The sequence below is a fragment of the Enterobacter sp. 940_PEND genome, from assembly GCF_001059415.1.
GTDB classification, from domain to species: Bacteria; Pseudomonadota; Gammaproteobacteria; order Enterobacterales; family Enterobacteriaceae; genus Enterobacter; species Enterobacter cloacae_M.
Window position 1 is genome coordinate 26,716 of the sequence record NZ_JUMS01000078.1, and the last position, 16,507, is coordinate 43,222.

Genomic DNA, 16,507 nt, shown 5'->3' on the forward strand with positions numbered 1-16,507 from the left:
AGAGGGAATTGTTAGGTTTTCTCCCTCTCCCCGTTGGAGAGGGCCGGGGTGAGGGCATCAGCGCGCACGTTTCCTCCACCACAGCAACCCCATCAGCACGACTCCCGGCAGCCACACCCACAGCAGTTCTGACACGATCACCTGCTGCCCGTACGGCGTGGTATAGCGCGACAGCGCAAACGGCGCGACCTTAATGACCTGCCACGGCGCAAAGAAGCGTTCATCTGACCACGGCCACAGCCAGCCGACGCCTTTCCCGCCCGTGGTAATCGAATCCAGCAGGCTGTGCGACAGCAAAGACACGGTTAAAAACAGCCAGCACCGCGCCAGGCTGGCCCGGAACCATCGTCGGCCAATCAGCACGCAGAGTATCGGCACCACAAAGGCGAACAGCAGGGAGTGGGTAAAGCCGCGATGGCCGAAAACATTGCCGTACGCGACGCCGAACTTGAACGCCAGCACGTCGGCATCCGGCAGCATGGCGAGGACAATCCCGGCAAACAGCAGGCGGGGAGGAATCACTTTGGTTCCGAGGCCTAAGCCCAGACAAAGCGGAACAGCAGCGTGCGTAATAACGGTAGGCATTGCGATTATCCATGGCAAATCATGGAAATATAGCAGCAATCCCGCGCCGGCAGATCCGCGTCAAATTCTTATTTTTACGCCGACTCGCGTGCGATAAGCTGCCCGGAAAGCGTAATGCGCTGGGTTTGCAGCGTCGGCTCCTTCAGCGTACGAATAATCAGCCCGGCAGCCTGACGCCCGGTCTCTTCGCTGGCGGACGACACGTAGGTGAATGACGGCGAGGTGAGGTTAACGTGGAGCATATCTTCGAAACCGACCAGCGCGACCTGCTGCGTCAGAAACACATCTTTACCCACCGTTCGTCCGACCTGATGAATACCGGAGATGGAGCCGATCATGGCATCCGGTGAGTGGCAGAGCAGGGCGGTGATGGTGTTGTTTTTTTCCAGCAGCTGGCGGGTGGCGAAACCCGCAGCCAGGGTGTCATCGCTGCAGGCCGGAGAATATTCATCGCGCCAGACCAGCCCGTTCTGCGTCATCGCGCTGCGAAAACCGAGCAGGCGCTGTTCGCGAATAAGGCAGCCTTCACGTCCGCCAATGTAGGCGATATTGCGATGGCCGCGCTCGATAAGATAACGCACCGCCAGATTTGCCGCCTGACGGTTATCGCGCATCACCAGATTGCATTTTTCATCCAGCAGCGACTGCGAGACCACCACCAGCGGCAGCGGGCAGCGGCGAATCTGCTCCGGCAGGGTAGACGTGCGGGTATCGGAGGCCAGATAGATAACCCCGGCGACGCCCTGCTGCTTAAACGACAGCAGGCAGCGCTCAAGATGGTCATGGTCGTTCTGGGGCTGGCCGAGAAAAACCATATACCCCTGTTTTTCAAGATCCTGGACGATGCTCGCCATCACCTTGATGGAGAAACTGTCGCTAAAGTCACGGAGGATCAGGCCAATCAGATTGGACGTATTGGCGCGGAGATTGGCAGCGGCAACGTTATGAACATAGCCCAGCGTATTGATGGCAGCGTTGACCTTCTCGATCGTTGCCTCTGAGATTTTCCCTTTCTGGCGCAAAACCAGCGAGACGGTTGAGACCGACACGCCCGCGTGCTTTGCGACATCAATAATGCTGACTTTCTTCAAAACCGCTCCCTGAAATTCACCGATTATCAGTCAGATACGACAATGCGTCTCCCAGACTACAGGAGACGCGTCGTTCAGGCATCTTATTATTTGCCGATCATGGTGGACATGGTCTGGGCGATAAACTGTGCTCTGGCACCGAAAATCACCTGAATACCGTTGTCGCCGACGAAGACCACGCCGCGCGCGCCGAGTCCGTTCAGGCCGTCTCTGTCTACCACCTCGCTTTTTGCGACTTCCAGGCGCAGGCGGGTGATACACGAGCCGACGGAGTCGATGTTATGCGCCCCGCCCAGCAGGGTAATGATCTCGGTCGCGAGTTCTGAATCAGACTTATCATCCGCGTTGGCGGTCACTTCAGTGCGGCCCGGCGTTTTCACGTCGAAACGACGGATCACAAAGCGGAACGTGAAGTAATAAATCAGGCCCATTGGAATGCCGATGATAATCGCATTCAGGAAGTTGGTCTGATAACCGTTAAAGGACGGCAGGATCCCGAATGACAGATAGTCGATAAAGCCCGCGGAGAAGGACTTGGCGATATGCGCATGCAGCAGATACATGGTCATGTAGGCCAGGCCCGCCATGATGGCGTTAAAGACGTACAGAATCGGCGCCACGAAGATAAAGGTAAACTCGACCGGTTCGGTGATCCCCGTCAGGAAGCAGGTCAGCGCCGCAGAGAACAGAATACCGGCCGCGATTTTCTTATTCTTCGTATGGGCTTCGTGATACATCGCCAGGCACGCGGCGGGCAGCGCGAACAGCATCAGCGGGAATTCGCCCTGCATGAATTTACCGGCATTCTGGTAGGTGTCGCTGCTGAAGGATTTCACTCCTTCTTCCAGCATCTTGAACCAGATGGTCTGGTCGCCGTGGATCACCTGTCCTGCCTGGGTGGTGTAATCCCCGAACGAATACCAGAAGGACGGATACCAGATGTGGTGCAGGCCGAGCGGGATCAGCGCGCGCTCTACCAGACCGAAGATAAAGGTCGACGCCGCCTGATTATCGCCGTTAACCACCACGGAGAGCGCGTCGATACCGGCCTGGATATGCTGCCACACGTACGGCAGCAGCAGCCCCATCAGGAACGAGAGGAACGCCGTTGCAATGGCCACGAAGCGCTTGCCGGAGAAAAAGCCCAGGAACTCCGGCAGCTGCATGGTGTGGAAGCGGTTATAGCACCAGGCCGCGAGAATACCGCAGATCAGGCCGCCGAAGACGCCCATCTGCAGCGTCGGGATGCCGACGACCATGGCGTATTTCCCTCCCTGGGAGGCCATTTCCGGCGTGATGCTCAGCACGGTGCTGATGGTGATATTCGTGACAAACACCGATACCGCCGCAGACAGCGCGGCGATACCGGATTCTGACGCCAGACCCACGGCGGAGCCAATGGCAAACAGCATCGGCAGGTTATCAAAGATAACCCCGCCCGCGTTCATCATCAGCGGCAGATGGAACTTATCGCCGAAGGCCAGCAGCAGGCCCGCAGCGGGAAGCAGTGAAATTGGCAGCATTAAGGCGCGACCAATCATCGATAACTTAGACAGCGATTTAACAAACCCTGATATCAGACTCATGCTGATTTCCCCCGAGTAGCGCTTTTTTGGCGCTGTTATTGTAAGTAGAACGTTTTAGTAGAACGTTCTACTTATCGTGGGCAAAGAGTGAAAAACGCGCAACAGAATTTTCATATTTCAACAGATGAAATAGTGATTATTTGAAGTTGATCGATAAATAACCGCGATGGGTGTGAGGGGATTTAATATCCCCTCTCCCTGTGGGAGAGGGTTGGGGTAAAGGCATAAAACGGCTCAGGCCGTAACGGTTACGCTCTGGCCTTCAAAGCTCACGGTCTGACCCGCGACAATCTTGCAGCGCTTGCGCGTTTCTACCACGCCGTCGACTTTTACTCGCCCGTCGGCGATCACGATTTTCGCCTGCGCGCCGCTTTCGCTCCAGCCTTCCAGCTTCAGCAGATCGCACAGCTCAACGTGCGGGTGTTTACCTAATGAAAAAGTCGCCATCTTACGCGTCCTCTACGTCGTGATATTCTTCGCACGCCTGCAGCGTGTTCTGAATCAGCGTTGCTACGGTCATCGGGCCTACGCCGCCCGGTACTGGGGTAATGTAAGAGGCGCGAGCCGCGGCGTCTTCGTACACTACGTCACCGACCACTTTGCCGTTTTCCAGACGGTTAATCCCAACGTCCACGACAATCGCGCCCTCTTTGATCCACTCGCCCGGAATAAAGCCCGGCTTGCCGACCGCGACGATCAGCAGATCGGCGTTCTCGACATGGTGACGCAGGTTTTTGGTGAAGCGGTGGGTCACGGTGGTGGTGCAGCCCGCCAGCAGCAGCTCCATGCTCATCGGGCGGCCCACGATGTTGGAGGCACCGATAACCACGGCGTTCAGACCGTAGGTGTCGATGTTATAGCGCTCCAGCAGCGTTACAATGCCGCGCGGCGTACACGGGCGCAGGCGCGGCGCGCGCTGGCACAGACGGCCAACGTTGTACGGATGGAAACCGTCCACGTCTTTATCCGGTGCGATACGCTCCAGCACCTTCACGTTGTCGATGCCTGCAGGCAGCGGCAGCTGAACCAGAATACCGTCGATCTCTTTATCGGCATTCAGGGTGTCAATAAGTTCCAGCAGTTCTGCTTCGCTGGTGGTTTCCGGCAAATCGTAAGAGCGGGAGACGAAGCCCACCTCTTCACACGCTTTGCGCTTGCTGCCGACATAAATTTGCGATGCCGGGTTGCTGCCAACCAGCACAACGGCCAGCCCGGGGGCGCGTTTTCCGGCAGCTTTACGCGCCTTCACTTTTTCCGCGACCTCAGAGCGCACCTGCTGCGCAATCGTTTTACCGTCAATAATCTTTGCTGCCATCAGAGAGAAGATTCCGTCTGTAACGTTTGAAAGGGGGGATGGCGTGTATTTTGTCAGAAGCGAGCGTCGCTGTCAGTCACCCTTTACGCGTTTTTATCAGGGAGACGCAAAAACCCTTCTTAGGGGATGGTCAATTTCTTAGGCGGTATTAGGATGTGACCTGGCGAAATGGCAGCGTTTTGACATATTTAAAAAACGCGTCCTGAGCTACTTTGTCTCCTCCGAAATAAGCTTTCAATTAATCAATTGAACGTATTTCTTATTCCCGATTATTCGCGGGAAGGGTTATTTACATTTTAAAGGAATAGACATGAAACTCAGCAACATTGCTTCTACTGTTATTGCTACTTTGGCCCTGGTTGCAGGTGCCGCAAATGCAGCAGATCCTGCTGCGCCGGTTTCCGTTAATGGCGGTACCGTACATTTTAAAGGTGAGCTGGTTAATGCGGCTTGTTCAGTAAATACTGATTCTTCCGAGCAGACCGTTAATCTGGGCCAGTATCGTACCGCGAAATTTACCAAAGTGGGCGACACCACCTCTAATATTCCATTCAACATTGAACTGAATGATTGCGATCCGCTGGTTGCCAAAACTGCCGCTGTTGCGTTCACCGGTCAGATCGACCCAACCGACAAAACCCTGCTGGCCGTGACCTCCGGTAACAACGACAACACCGCGAAAGGCGTGGGTATCGAGATCCTCGACAGCAAATCCAGCGTTCTGACCCCAGACGGTGCGACCTTCTCTGCTGCGCAGACGCTGATCGAAGGGACGAACACCCTGAAGTTCACCGCGCGTTACAAATCAACGGCTGCCACCACTGAGCCAGGCCAGGCGAACGCTGACGCCACCTTCGTAATGAAATACGAGTAATTCCTCCGCACAGGGATGTTCAGGCCTCAGGGACGAGGCCCGTCATACGCAAATGCCAGGAACGAAGGATGACAAGGACTGGAACACTACTGCTGTTAACCCTTGCGATGGCTTGTCCGGCATCGGCGCATACCGTGGTGATCGAAGGTGGCAAGGTTCATCTCCGGGGTGAACTGGTGAACGGCGGCTGTGCCGTGGCGCCCGACAGCCAGAATATGCGCATCGACATGGGGCAGTACCGAACCAATTCATTTTCCGGTGTGGGCAGTTTTTCCACGGTTAACGTGCCTTTTACCGTGCGGCTGCTGGACTGCAGCGTTGATGTTTCGCGCACCGTGGGGATCCAGTTTCAGGGCGTGACGCCCGCAGAAGATCCGCAGGTCTTTCTGGCGACATCGCGGCCGGGGGAAACGCCCGTCAGCAGCGGCGTGGGGCTGGCGCTCTTTGACGAACAGCAGCGTCAGATTATCCCAAACGCCACGGCCGTCAGCTGGCTGCCGATCGATACCCGCGAGCTCGCGTTCCATTTTAGCGCCCGCTATCGGGCTATTTCCGAACACCTCGAGCCAGGCAAAATTCAGTCGGATGTCTGGTTTACGTTGATTTATCCATAACACCTGCGAACACATTATTAAAGGTACGGTTGTGATGAATACCCTAATTAAACCAGGACTTTTTTTATCGTTTATTTTGATGATGGTTTCTGCCTGCGCAAATGCTTCCGGCGGTATTGCGCTGGGGGCCACGCGCGTTATTTATCCCGCAGAGGCGAAGCAAACGTCGCTGGCGATCACCAACAGCAACAAACAGGAACGCTATTTAATTAACGCGTGGATCGAAAATGCGAGCGGGCAAAAAGAAAAAACCTTTGCCGTCACTCCCCCCCTGTTTGTCAGCGAGCCGAACAGTGAAAACACGCTGCGTATTATTTACGCCGGGCCAGCGCTGCCAGCCGATCGTGAATCGCTCTTTTACATGAACGTGAAGGCGATCCCGTCGGTGAACAAAGCGAAAACGGAAAACAATAACGTGCTGCAGCTGGCGATCCTCTCACGCATCAAGCTGTTTGTGCGCCCGAACAACCTGGCGATGCAGCCGGAAGAGGCGCTTTCCCAGCTGCGGTTTGAGCGCGCGGGCAGCCATCTCAAGGTCAGCAACGCATCCCCGTATTACATCACCCTCGTCAATCTGAAGATGGGCGGGCAGACGCTGGAAAACCTGATGGTTGCGCCGAAAAGCTCGGCACAGCAGGTGCTGCCAGCCGGTGCCAGCGGCACGCTTTCCTGGCAGAGCGTGAATGACTACGGTGCCATCACTCCGGCGCGTAGCGTTAACCTGTGAGCAGAGTCAGGGCGATGAAAAACCACCAGGGACGTTACTGCCCGGTTGCGCTGGCGCTGATGGCTGCGCTCTGGCCGCAGGCTGGCTGGAGCGAAAGTTATTTCAACCCGGCCTTCTTGTCCGACGACACCGCCAGCGTGGCGGATTTGTCCCGTTTTGAACAAGGACACCAGCAGGCACCCGGCGTTTATCGCGTGGATATCTGGCGTAACGATGAGTTTATCGGTACCCAGGACGTGCGTTTCGAGCAGGCCGAGAACACGCCGCCGGTGGCGGGCGGTTTGTCGGCGTGCATTACGCGCGCGATGCTCGATCGCTTTGGCGTCAACGTCGCGGCGTTTCCCGAGCTGGCTAAGGTACAGGGCGACACCTGCGTTCCGTTGACCACGGCCATACCCGGCAGCGAAACGGTATTCAACTTTGCCTCACAGCGTCTGGACGTCAGCCTGCCGCAGGTGGCGTTGCAAAACAGCGCCCGGGGCTACATTCCGCCTGAACAGTGGGATGAAGGCATTCCCGCCGCGCTGGTGAACTACAGCTTCACCGGTAACCGGGGAAGCGAAGACGACAGCTATTATCTGAACCTGCAGAGCGGGTTGAACTATGGCGCCTGGCGTTTACGTAACAACGGCGCATGGCGGTACACGCAGAATAACGGGCAGCGGCACAGCGAGTGGCAGAATATCGGCACCTGGGCGCAGCGCACCGTCATCCCGCTTAAAAGCGAACTGGTGCTGGGCGACAGCAATACCGGGAATGACGTCTTCGACAGCATGGGTTTTCGCGGCGGGCGGCTCTTCTCGTCTGACAGCATGTACCCGGACAGCCTGCAGGGCTACGCGCCGACCGTGCGCGGGATCGCCCGTACGCCAGCAAAAGTGGTGGTTCGCCAGAACGGCTACGTTATCTATCAAAGCTATGTGCAGCCGGGCGCATTTGCCATTACCGATCTTAACCCGACCTCCTCAAGCGGTGACCTGGAAGTCACGGTCGAAGAGAAAGACGGTACCCAGCAGCGCTATACCGTGCCGTACTCCACCGTCCCGCTACTGCAGCGTGAAGGGCGCTGGAAGTATGATCTCGTTGCCGGGGATTACCGCAGCGGTAACAGCGATCAGGATACGCCGTTCTTCACTCAGGGCACCCTGATTACCGGTCTTGCCAACGGTTACACGCTCTACGGCGGTACGCAGCTGGCGTCACGCTATACCGCGGTGGCCGTTGGGGCCGGGAAAAACCTGGGCGACTGGGGCGCGGTCTCGCTCGATATCACCCACGCCCGCAGCCAGCTCGCGGACGACAGCAAGCATGAAGGCCAGTCTCTGCGCTTCCTCTACGCGAAATCCCTTAACGGCTTCGGCACCAACTTCCAGCTGCTGGGCTACCGTTACTCCACAAAAGGGTTTTACACCCTCGACGATGTCGCCTGGCGCTCAATGGAGGGCTATCAGTATGCCGATAGCCAGAACGATAACGATGTGCCGGACGTGCAGAGCTATCACAACCTGACGTGGAATAAAAAAGGCCGTTTCCAGCTCAACGTTTCTCAGTCTCTCGGGGACTACGGCTCGGTCTATATCTCCGGCAGCGAGCAGACCTACTGGGGAACAGACGAGACGAACCTCTGGTACCAGCTGGGCTACGCGGGCGGCGTGAAGGGGATCAACTACTCCGTCTCGTGGTCGTGGAACAAATCCGTGGGGATAGACGGTACCGATCGGATCGCGTCGTTTAACGTCTCCGTGCCGTTCAGCCTCTTTACCCGCCAGGGCTATCGCCGGGACAGCGCGATTGACCGCGCCTACGCTACGGCATCCGCCAGTCGAAACAGTGATGGCGACACAAGCTGGCAAACCGGCGTCAGCGGAACGCTGCTGGAGGACCGCAACCTGAACTACAGCGTGACTCAGGGACACGCCAGCACCAACGGCTCAAGCGGAAGCGCCAGCGCCAACTGGCAGGCGACCTACGGCACGCTGGGCGTGGGCTACAACTATTCCCGCGATCAGCACGATCTCAACTGGCAGCTCTCCGGTGGGGTGGTCGGCCACGCCGACGGCGTGACCTTCAGCCAGCCGCTGGGCGACACCAACGTGCTGATCAAAGCGCCGGGGGCATCGGGCGTCAGTATTGAAAACCAGACCGGCGTGAAAACCGACTGGCGAGGCTACGCGGTGATGCCGTATGCCACCGTCTATCGTTACAACCGCGTGGCGCTGGATACCAACACCATGAGCAACAACACCGATATCGAAAACAACGTGAGCAGCGTGGTACCGACCAAAGGCGCGCTGGTACGCGCCAGCTTTGATACCCGCATTGGCGTGCGCGCCCTGCTGACGGTGATGCGCGGCAACCAGCCGGTGCCGTTCGGCGCGGTGGTACGCGAAACCAAAAGCGGCGTGACCAGCATGGTGGGGGATGACGGGCAAATTTACCTGAGCGGGCTGCCGCTGGAAGGCGAACTGCTGATCCAGTGGGGCGACGGGGCGCAGTCCCAGTGTCGCGCGCCTTACAGCTTGCCTGAAAAGAGCCTGCAGCAGGCGATCACACTGAAGGGGATTCGCTGTGAATAAAACCCAACTCTTTGCCTTGTCGCTTCTGGCGTTACTGCCTGCGACAAATGCGTTAGCGACCGTATGCGTCAATGAAAAAGGCGTGCCGACGGAGGTGCATTACGACCTGACGGATAAATTCAACAGCTCGAATAACCAGATTGGGCAGGTCGTGACGCTCAGCGAGAAATCGCAGTGGGTAGGGGTAAATGCCGTCTGCCCGAAGGGCACGACCGGGAATACCACCAAGCGCAGCTATGTGACCGATTATCCGGTAACGGGAACGAGCGATGGCTATCAATATCTGAAGCTTAACGACTATCTGGACGGGGCGATGAAAATTACGGACAGCTTTGCTGGCGTATTTTATCCGCCAAAAAGCTATATACAGATGGGGAGCCATCCTAACGTCTCCAAAAACAAACCGTTTGGCGTGCAGGACTCCAGCCTGGTCTTCCGTCTTAAGGTGACCCGGCGTTTTATTAACATGGTGGTGATCCCGCGCGCCACCATGTTCCGCGTTTACGTCACCACCACCTCTTCCGATCCGCTCACCACGCCGGTCTATACCATCAGCTACAGCGGTACCATCCAGGTGCCGCAAAGCTGCGCCATCAATGCCGGTAACGTGGTGGAGTTTGATTTCGGCGACATTGGCGCCTCCCTGTTCAGCAAGGCGGGTGTAGGTAACAAACCGGAGGGGGTCTCATCGCAAAGCAAAACCATCGCCATCAAATGCACCAACGTGGAGGCGAACGCCATGCTGACGATGCGCGTCGAGGCGGAAAAAGTCTCTGATAATGTGCTGGTGTCGGATAACCCGGACGTGGGGTTCATCATCGCCAACGAGAGCGGGGCGCCGCTGACGCCCAACAACCTGACAAGCAAAATTCCGTTCCGTCTCGACGACAGCGCACAGGCTCAGGTGGGGATCCGGGTCTGGCCGGTGAGCGTGACGGGCAATAAGCCAGCGGAAGGGCGCTTCACCTCGCGCGGATACCTGCGCGTGGATTACGACTAAGGAGCCGATATGCGAAACGGGATCCGTTTTATCACCGTAGCGCTCTTTGCGCTTTGCACCCAGGCTCAGGCGGACACCGCGTTGGGCGAAATTAACATTCGGCTCTACGGCAATATCGTCGATTTTACCTGCGTTGCCGAGGGCAGCGACAGCGACAAGGCCGTCCCGCTGGGCACCTGGCCCACGAAACAGCTCAGCACCACCGGGAGCCGCACGCAGCCTATGCCGTTTACGCTGAAGCTGACCGGCTGCCCGCCGGGCGCGGCGTCCATTACGTTTTCGGGTAAAGCTGATGGGAGCAATAGCGGCTTACTGGCGCTGAATGACGCCAGTACTGCAAGCCATGTCGCCGTTGAGATCAGGGATGCGGATAAAACTCGCCTGGCGCTTCAGCAGGCCAGCCAGCCGGTTTCGGTTGACGCACAGGGAAATGCGACGCTGTCGTTTTATGCCAATTATATTGCCACTGCCGATAACCCTCAGCCCGGACGGGCTGATGCGGATGCCACCTTCATGATTAATTATAATTAGCACTGACCGCACTCCCTGCAGCTCAGATAAGCTGCAGGGAGTGAATTCAGGTTATAGCAGTTCGTGGGCTTTGGCGTAATCAATTAATTCTACGATGCTTTGCACACCCAGCTTGGAATAAATATTGGATTTATGCGCGCTAATGGTCTTGTTGCTTAAAAGCAGCTGTTCAGCAATTTCCTTGTTGGATAATCCATTCGCCAGATACCGTAATACCGTAACCTCGCGATTCGATAATGGCATATCTACTGCCATCCCTTTCCCGGAACCCAAATGGTTTATAAAGTTCAACGTCTCTGACGGGAAAAAGGAATAGCCCATCAGAATCATTTCTACGGCGTTGTAGATCTCACCCAAATCTTTTCGTTTACTGACGAAGCCATTTGCCCCGGCGCGAATGGCGCGACCCGCGTAAAACAACTCTGATTTAGACGAGAGGAACAGAACCTTAATGTTTTTGTTTAAGTTCCTGATTCTCTTTAGTAAAGAGAAGGCATCCGTGCCCGTGAGTTCAATGTCAAGGATCACCAGATCGATAGGGTGATTGCGGATACAGTCAAGGACTTCATGGCTATCGCCAGACTTGAGCTTGACTGCGATATTCTTATTTTTCTGTAGCAGGACCTCTATCGACATTCTGACGATAGGATGTTCGTCCATAATGATAACGGATGCCGGTTTCATTTTTAATGCCTCAGATTGTTAAAAGCGTTATACAGAGTTTGGTAAAACTCTCGAAATGCCGGAAGGATATAATGTGCAGATCCCTGTACCGTAGTATTTCCCTGGGAAGAGCGAAAGCATCCTTGTTTACGTAATGAAAAGAACTATGCCTCAGCGCGGTCATCTCATTAGGCTGGTGTTGGCAAAAAGGTTTTTCTTATTCAGATTTGATACGCATCTTATTATACAGGGTAAGTTTTTTCCGAAAACCCTGTAAATTAATATGAGGGTATTGGTTTGTATTATCTTCTGGATATGAATCGCTATTTTTTTAAAAATAGCGGAAATGTCCTGTTATCCCATTTACCGCATATTTTCATCTTTATGTAATAACAAAAAATAACAGATATCGCTGTATGTTGATCAATTGTTAACAAAAATACGCCTCTTTGAAAGGGACGAACCCGCAAACGTGAGGTTAAAAATTGCCCTCGCAGGCCGTCAGACCTTCATCTGAAAGCACCCAGGTTTACCCGAAGACCCGCATCTCCTGCACAGGAGAACATGCTGCCCGCTTCGCTTTTTACTCCTGGCAGTTGTCGTTAAGCTGCTTGTTTTTACATCATTATCATCTTGTTAACGCCTTCTGCATTCGCTTAACGGATGGAGGAAAGTGCTGCCGTTCCGCTAATTTGTGGCATTTCACAAGGTTCGCGCCCATAAATTAGGAATAGTTATAAATTCGATTTTATTGTTAAAAATTAACATTTTCGCAACGCAGGTGGTAAGTAAATTCTTAAACCGCTTTAGGAAATAAGGGGTTAGGAGGTAAGTGAAAACGTGCAGTCTGAGAGGTTATTAAGAAGATGGAGCAATTCCTGGCGATGGCTTAGCCCCAGCTTTAGGAGGATGCAGCTGAGACGATAGATAATGCGGCTATAGGGGCGATTCTGCATAAGGGCAATTTGACGCAATGTCCTGCCCCGGGAAAGCTCCTGCAGGATGGGCCATTCGTTGCGCGAGAACCAGTCTTTCTCGGTACCCAGCGGAGGTAGGGTATCCAACAGGCTGTGCTGGAGCGCAGCGGCGCTCAGCTGACGTTCGAGCACATGAAAGGGACCCGCCGCTTTGCAGAAGAGGCGGGTATCGTAATTATCGGCCCGGACCAGCAGCCAGGGCGTCAGGAACGGAGGAAACAGGCTATGCCGTCTCAACTGATCCAGTTTCTCCAGAAGCCCCGTGGACCGGCTTTCAATATCCACGACCAGGCGAGCTGAAGGCCACTGCGTTTGAGCGATAAGGGCGTCGTCCAGCGTGGCGTAGTCGCAGCAGCTGCTCAGGGGAAACTGGGCGTTGAGAAAACCGGTGCGCAGGTAGTGATCCTCCGTCACCAGAAGGATAAACGGGGCGTCGGTTTTGCGGGGCTGGCTGATAGACTGGCTCAAAAATTCGAGCCGGTCGAAAAAGGGGGGAGCAAAAGGTGAGCGCGTAAATCCCAGTGCATCACTTCCTGTACGCCGCCGCCGGTAACGGCGCACTGTCATTCGCATGGTCTCCCTCCTGGAAATGGCTTTTTAATCCTCCGGCCATGTCCAGGACGGCCAGTAATATCCCTGGCCGAGGTCTGCGCCTGCCTGCAGTGCCCAGGTACGATCGCGTTCAGTCTCAATACCTTCAATAAGCACTTTCCCGGCAAGCTGAAAGCAAAGGGAAACCAGTTGCCTCAGCGCAGGGGTGTCGCGTAAACGCCAGAATGCTTCCTTATCTATTTTGATGCCGCTTAACGGGAGTCGGCAGGATAAAAACGACTGCACGGTGACGTCATCCACGTCATCAAGCCAGATTGCGTGTCCCTGTCTGCTAAGTTGCCGCAAATTTTGAACGACATGCTGCTTCTCGACGAGGGTCAGCGCTAAAAAGGACGCGAGATCGACAATCTCAATATTGAGCGACACGTCTGGCAACCGGATAAGTCGCTGAAAAGAGGCTGTCTCTGTCAGGACGGTTATCGGCAGATTAATAAAAAGATTATGACCGTGCGGCGCATTTTTTAACGCGCCAAGCTGCGCTTCAAGCAGCGCTATCGACCAGTCTGCGGACCGTTCGCAAAAAAAGTCCTCGCTGTGCCGCGTGTCGGACAGAACGCTAAGTACCTCCACGCCAACCAGGCGCAAGGAGGAAAGGGCGACGATGGGCTCAAGCTTAATGCCGACGATGTCCTGAGAAATGTACTGTAACCGGGGGGGCGTATCGATCAGGTTTTGCGCTGTCACTCCATTGTCCTGTTGTCTGCCAGCCTCCAGGCGGCCGGGATACCTGACTCTAGTGTGACGAGCTGACGTTCAGGAAAACAGCAGGCGTTACTTAAATGCAACTAAGCCTTTTCGCAGCGCCAAATTTTACGGTGAAACAGGGCGAAATGTTGAGAAAATAGCCGTATTTACAATCGGCTAGTGGTAATTGCCGTGTAAAGCGGAAAAGACATTGACTCACTTGCCATTGACCGTATAATTCTTCGCGTTTCACCACCGCGAAGTACACGCATATCAGTGCGCCCTTAGCTCAGTTGGATAGAGCAACGGCCTTCTAAGCCGTAGGTCGTAGGTTCGAATCCTACAGGGCGTGCCATTTCATTTCATAGAGTTATGCCTCTTTCACATCCTCCTGATTTCCGCTGTGGGACATATTTGGGACATCGCCCCTAAAATTTACCGGTCAAGAAGGACATTTATGTGGTATCTACTCGCAACTTCGCTTGCCGCACTCTCCCTTAATAAAAGCCTGGCTTACCTGATTCTGGGATTAACGGCATTTCTCGGCTGGAAACAGAGTATTCTTTACGCTCCGGCGCTGCTGGTTATTGCATCAATCGTTGTTGGCTGGTCTGCTGTTGAATGGCTACGTAATAAAAATAATAAATATACATATCTGGTCGAAGGCCTGTGCGTGGCCATCGCCGTTGCCCTGGTTTTGCATGTGATCCCGGGTTTTCATAACCCCAAGGTGCTGGATGCTGTCGTCGTTGGTCCGCAAAGCATACCGTTCAGTATGTACTTTAATATGGACAAGGCAGTGGTGCCGTTCTTTTTAATTACGTGCATGCCAACGTTATTCGTAGCAAAGCCCCTCTATCAAGCTGGCAAGGTCGGCTGGGGAATATTGGTTCTTGCGATACCCGCGCTGTTACTTCTGGCTGTTGCGTTGGGTGGACTTAGAATTGAGCCGCATGCGCCAGAATGGTTCGCTCAATTTGCCCTTGCGAATATTTTTTTCGTCTCTTTGGCTGAGGAAGTCTTGTTCAGAGGCTACCTGCAGCAACGCTTGTCCCGGATTATTCATCCTGTTGTCGCGCTGTTGATTGCCTCAGTCATCTTTGGACTGATGCATTATAGCGGCGGTTTACTACTGATTATTTTTGCCAGCCTCTCCGGCATTATTTACGGTCTGGCGTGGATGTGGAGCGGCAGGCTTTGGGTTGCGACGTTATTCCATTTTGGGCTGAACTGCGTGCATTTATTGTTCTTCACCTATCCGATGTATGCCCCTCATGCGGTTATGTGATGCTTTTTAAATTAGTCGGCTTTTAAATTTAGCGACCTCCGGATAAGCATAAAAAGCTCCGCAAAATCGGGGCTTTTATATCTTCCGGGCGCAGGAATAACAGATTTACCTTCGCGTCATAATGAATAGAAGGCTAATCAATTTCATTTTAAGCAGGCTTAAGGTTTTCTTAATCTAAAAATTATCTCTCATTAAAATTTGGATTTTTATCATTCTAAAATCTTCTAAAAAGAAATTTTACACTTTTACGCCTAAACTGGATTGATACTAATTATCATTAGCGTTGTTGTATGCTTTAATCCTGTCCCACAAAGCTATGAGTCGTTAATCACGTTGGTCTATTAAGGATATGTTCATGAATTCTCGCCTGCTGTCCTGCTTCTCGCTTGCCTTGTTGTCTTCATCTCTTTTCCTTTCCGTACAAGCGGTTGCCGCCGATAACAGCGAAGGTATCGTTGTTTATAACGCGCAGCACGAAAACCTGGTGAAGTCGTGGGTTGACGGTTTTACCAAAGACACCGGCATTAAGGTCACTCTGCGTAATGGTGATGACAGCGAACTGGGTAACCAGCTGGTTCAGGAAGGCAGCGCGTCCCCGGCAGACGTATTCCTCACGGAGAACTCGCCTTCAATGGTGCTGGTGGATAACGCCAACCTGTTTGCGCCGCTGGATGCAGACACTCTGAAGCAGGTACCGGCAGAATATCGTCCGGCGCACGGCCGCTGGATTGGCATCGCGGCCCGCAGCACGGTGTTTGTGTATAACCCGGAAAAACTGAACGAACAGCAGCTGCCTGAATCGCTGATGGATCTGGCAAAGCCCGAGTGGAAAGGCCGCTGGGCGGCATCACCGTCAGGCGCGGATTTCCAGGCCATCGTGAGCGCGATGCTGGCGCTGAAAGGCGAGAAGGCCACGCTGGAATGGCTCAAGGCGATGAAAGCCAATTTCGTTGCCTATAAAGGCAACAGCACCGTGATGAAAGCGGTCAATGCCGGTCAGATTGATGGCGGCGTGATTTATCACTACTACCGTTTTGTCGATCAGTCCAAAACCGGTGAAAACAGCAAAAATACCCAGCTCTACTACTTCAAACACCAGGATCCGGGCGCGTTTGTGAGCCTCTCCGGCGGCGGCGTGCTGGCATCCAGCAAGCATAAAGCGCAGGCGCAGGCCTTCATCAAATACATTACCGGTAAAGAAGGTCAGGAAAGCCTGCGTACTAACAACGCCTTTGAGTATGCGGTGGGCGTGAACGCGGCCTCAAACCCGAAACTGGTCCCGCTAAAAGATCTTGATGCACCGAAAGTTGAACCTTCGACGCTTAACAGTAAAAAAGTTATCGAGCTTATGACGCAAGCCGGCCTGCTGTGATCCTGAGAGTAA

At 54.3% G+C, this 16,507-nt stretch carries 16 protein-coding genes and 1 tRNA gene; 9 read left to right on the forward strand and 8 right to left on the reverse strand.

The features are described from left to right. Positions 1–57: 57 nt before the first annotated feature. The 5 genes from ADJ24_RS10895 to folD all read right to left on the reverse strand — a co-directional run bounded on the left by ADJ24_RS10895 (position 58) and on the right by folD (position 4,577). The gene (locus tag ADJ24_RS10895; RefSeq protein WP_023310637.1) at positions 58–585 is read right to left on the reverse strand and encodes a metal-dependent hydrolase; all 528 of its coding nucleotides are present in this window, start codon (positions 583–585) and stop codon (positions 58–60) included. Positions 586–659: 74 nt separating this feature from the next. Continuing rightward, positions 660–1,676, reverse strand: coding sequence for a Mal regulon transcriptional regulator MalI (gene malI / locus ADJ24_RS10900; protein WP_023310638.1), 1,017 nt, complete (start codon positions 1,674–1,676; stop codon positions 660–662). 86 nt (positions 1,677–1,762) lie between these two features. Then, on the reverse strand, positions 1,763–3,262 hold the full coding sequence (locus ADJ24_RS10905; protein ID WP_023310639.1) for a PTS transporter subunit EIIC: 1,500 nt from the start codon (positions 3,260–3,262) through the stop codon (positions 1,763–1,765). A 234-nt stretch (positions 3,263–3,496) separates the two neighbouring features. Beyond that, the gene (ybcJ, locus tag ADJ24_RS10910) at positions 3,497–3,709 is read right to left on the reverse strand and encodes a ribosome-associated protein YbcJ (RefSeq protein WP_023310640.1); all 213 of its coding nucleotides are present in this window, start codon (positions 3,707–3,709) and stop codon (positions 3,497–3,499) included. A 1-nt stretch (position 3,710) separates the two neighbouring features. Then, on the reverse strand, positions 3,711–4,577 hold the full coding sequence (gene folD / locus ADJ24_RS10915) for a bifunctional methylenetetrahydrofolate dehydrogenase/methenyltetrahydrofolate cyclohydrolase FolD (RefSeq protein ID WP_008499332.1): 867 nt from the start codon (positions 4,575–4,577) through the stop codon (positions 3,711–3,713). Positions 4,578–4,887: 310 nt separating this feature from the next. Here folD and fimA point away from each other — a divergent pair, with 310 nt between their 5' ends. The 6 genes from fimA (at position 4,888) to sfmF (ending at position 10,899) form a co-directional block, all read left to right on the forward strand. Continuing rightward, complete coding sequence (gene fimA / locus ADJ24_RS10920) at positions 4,888–5,451, forward strand: type 1 fimbrial major subunit FimA (RefSeq protein ID WP_023310641.1); 564 nt, start codon at positions 4,888–4,890, stop codon at positions 5,449–5,451. A gap of 68 nt (positions 5,452–5,519) precedes the next feature. Beyond that, positions 5,520–6,065 carry a type 1 fimbrial protein subunit FimI gene (gene fimI / locus ADJ24_RS10925; RefSeq protein WP_023310642.1) on the forward strand — a complete coding sequence of 182 codons (546 nt, stop codon included), beginning with the start codon at positions 5,520–5,522 and terminating at the stop codon, positions 6,063–6,065. A 34-nt stretch (positions 6,066–6,099) separates the two neighbouring features. Next, positions 6,100–6,792 (forward strand): type 1 fimbria chaperone FimC, encoded by a 693-nt coding sequence (gene fimC / locus ADJ24_RS10930; RefSeq protein WP_023310643.1) that lies wholly within the window; start codon positions 6,100–6,102, stop codon positions 6,790–6,792. 14 nt (positions 6,793–6,806) lie between these two features. Further along, positions 6,807–9,368: a fimbrial biogenesis usher protein gene (locus tag ADJ24_RS10935; protein WP_023310644.1), complete on the forward strand. Its 2,562-nt coding sequence runs from the start codon at positions 6,807–6,809 to the stop codon at positions 9,366–9,368. Continuing rightward, the gene (gene fimH / locus ADJ24_RS10940; RefSeq protein WP_023310645.1) at positions 9,361–10,368 is read left to right on the forward strand and encodes a type 1 fimbria D-mannose specific adhesin FimH; all 1,008 of its coding nucleotides are present in this window, start codon (positions 9,361–9,363) and stop codon (positions 10,366–10,368) included. Before ADJ24_RS10935 ends, fimH begins: the two co-directional genes overlap by 8 nt. A 9-nt stretch (positions 10,369–10,377) precedes the next feature. Then, the gene (gene sfmF, locus ADJ24_RS10945; RefSeq protein ID WP_023310646.1) at positions 10,378–10,899 is read left to right on the forward strand and encodes a fimbria assembly protein; all 522 of its coding nucleotides are present in this window, start codon (positions 10,378–10,380) and stop codon (positions 10,897–10,899) included. Between the two features lie 51 nt (positions 10,900–10,950). Here the strand turns inward: sfmF and fimZ are convergent, their stop codons facing one another. The 3 genes from fimZ to ADJ24_RS10960 all read right to left on the reverse strand — a co-directional run bounded on the left by fimZ (position 10,951) and on the right by ADJ24_RS10960 (position 13,835). Beyond that, a complete protein-coding gene (fimZ, locus tag ADJ24_RS10950; RefSeq protein WP_023310647.1) occupies positions 10,951–11,583 on the reverse strand; it encodes a fimbria biosynthesis transcriptional regulator FimZ in 633 nt (210 codons plus the stop codon). Between the two features lie 800 nt (positions 11,584–12,383). Next, positions 12,384–13,112, reverse strand: a complete 729-nt coding sequence (locus tag ADJ24_RS10955; RefSeq protein ID WP_023310648.1) for a helix-turn-helix transcriptional regulator — start codon at positions 13,110–13,112, stop codon at positions 12,384–12,386. A gap of 24 nt (positions 13,113–13,136) precedes the next feature. After that, positions 13,137–13,835, reverse strand: coding sequence for an EAL domain-containing protein (locus tag ADJ24_RS10960; protein WP_023310649.1), 699 nt, complete (start codon positions 13,833–13,835; stop codon positions 13,137–13,139). Positions 13,836–14,113: 278 nt separating this feature from the next. On the opposite strand from ADJ24_RS10960, the gene ADJ24_RS10965 reads away from it, so the two are divergent. The 3 genes from ADJ24_RS10965 to ADJ24_RS10975 all read left to right on the forward strand — a co-directional run bounded on the left by ADJ24_RS10965 (position 14,114) and on the right by ADJ24_RS10975 (position 16,495). Then, positions 14,114–14,190: transfer RNA gene (locus ADJ24_RS10965), tRNA-Arg, on the forward strand. Positions 14,191–14,292: 102 nt separating this feature from the next. Beyond that, positions 14,293–15,123 carry a CPBP family intramembrane glutamic endopeptidase gene (locus ADJ24_RS10970; protein WP_048702450.1) on the forward strand — a complete coding sequence of 277 codons (831 nt, stop codon included), beginning with the start codon at positions 14,293–14,295 and terminating at the stop codon, positions 15,121–15,123. Between the two features lie 355 nt (positions 15,124–15,478). Beyond that, entirely contained in the window at positions 15,479–16,495 is a 1,017-nt protein-coding gene (locus ADJ24_RS10975; protein WP_023310651.1) for an iron ABC transporter substrate-binding protein, read from the forward strand. Positions 16,496–16,507 lie beyond the last annotated feature (12 nt).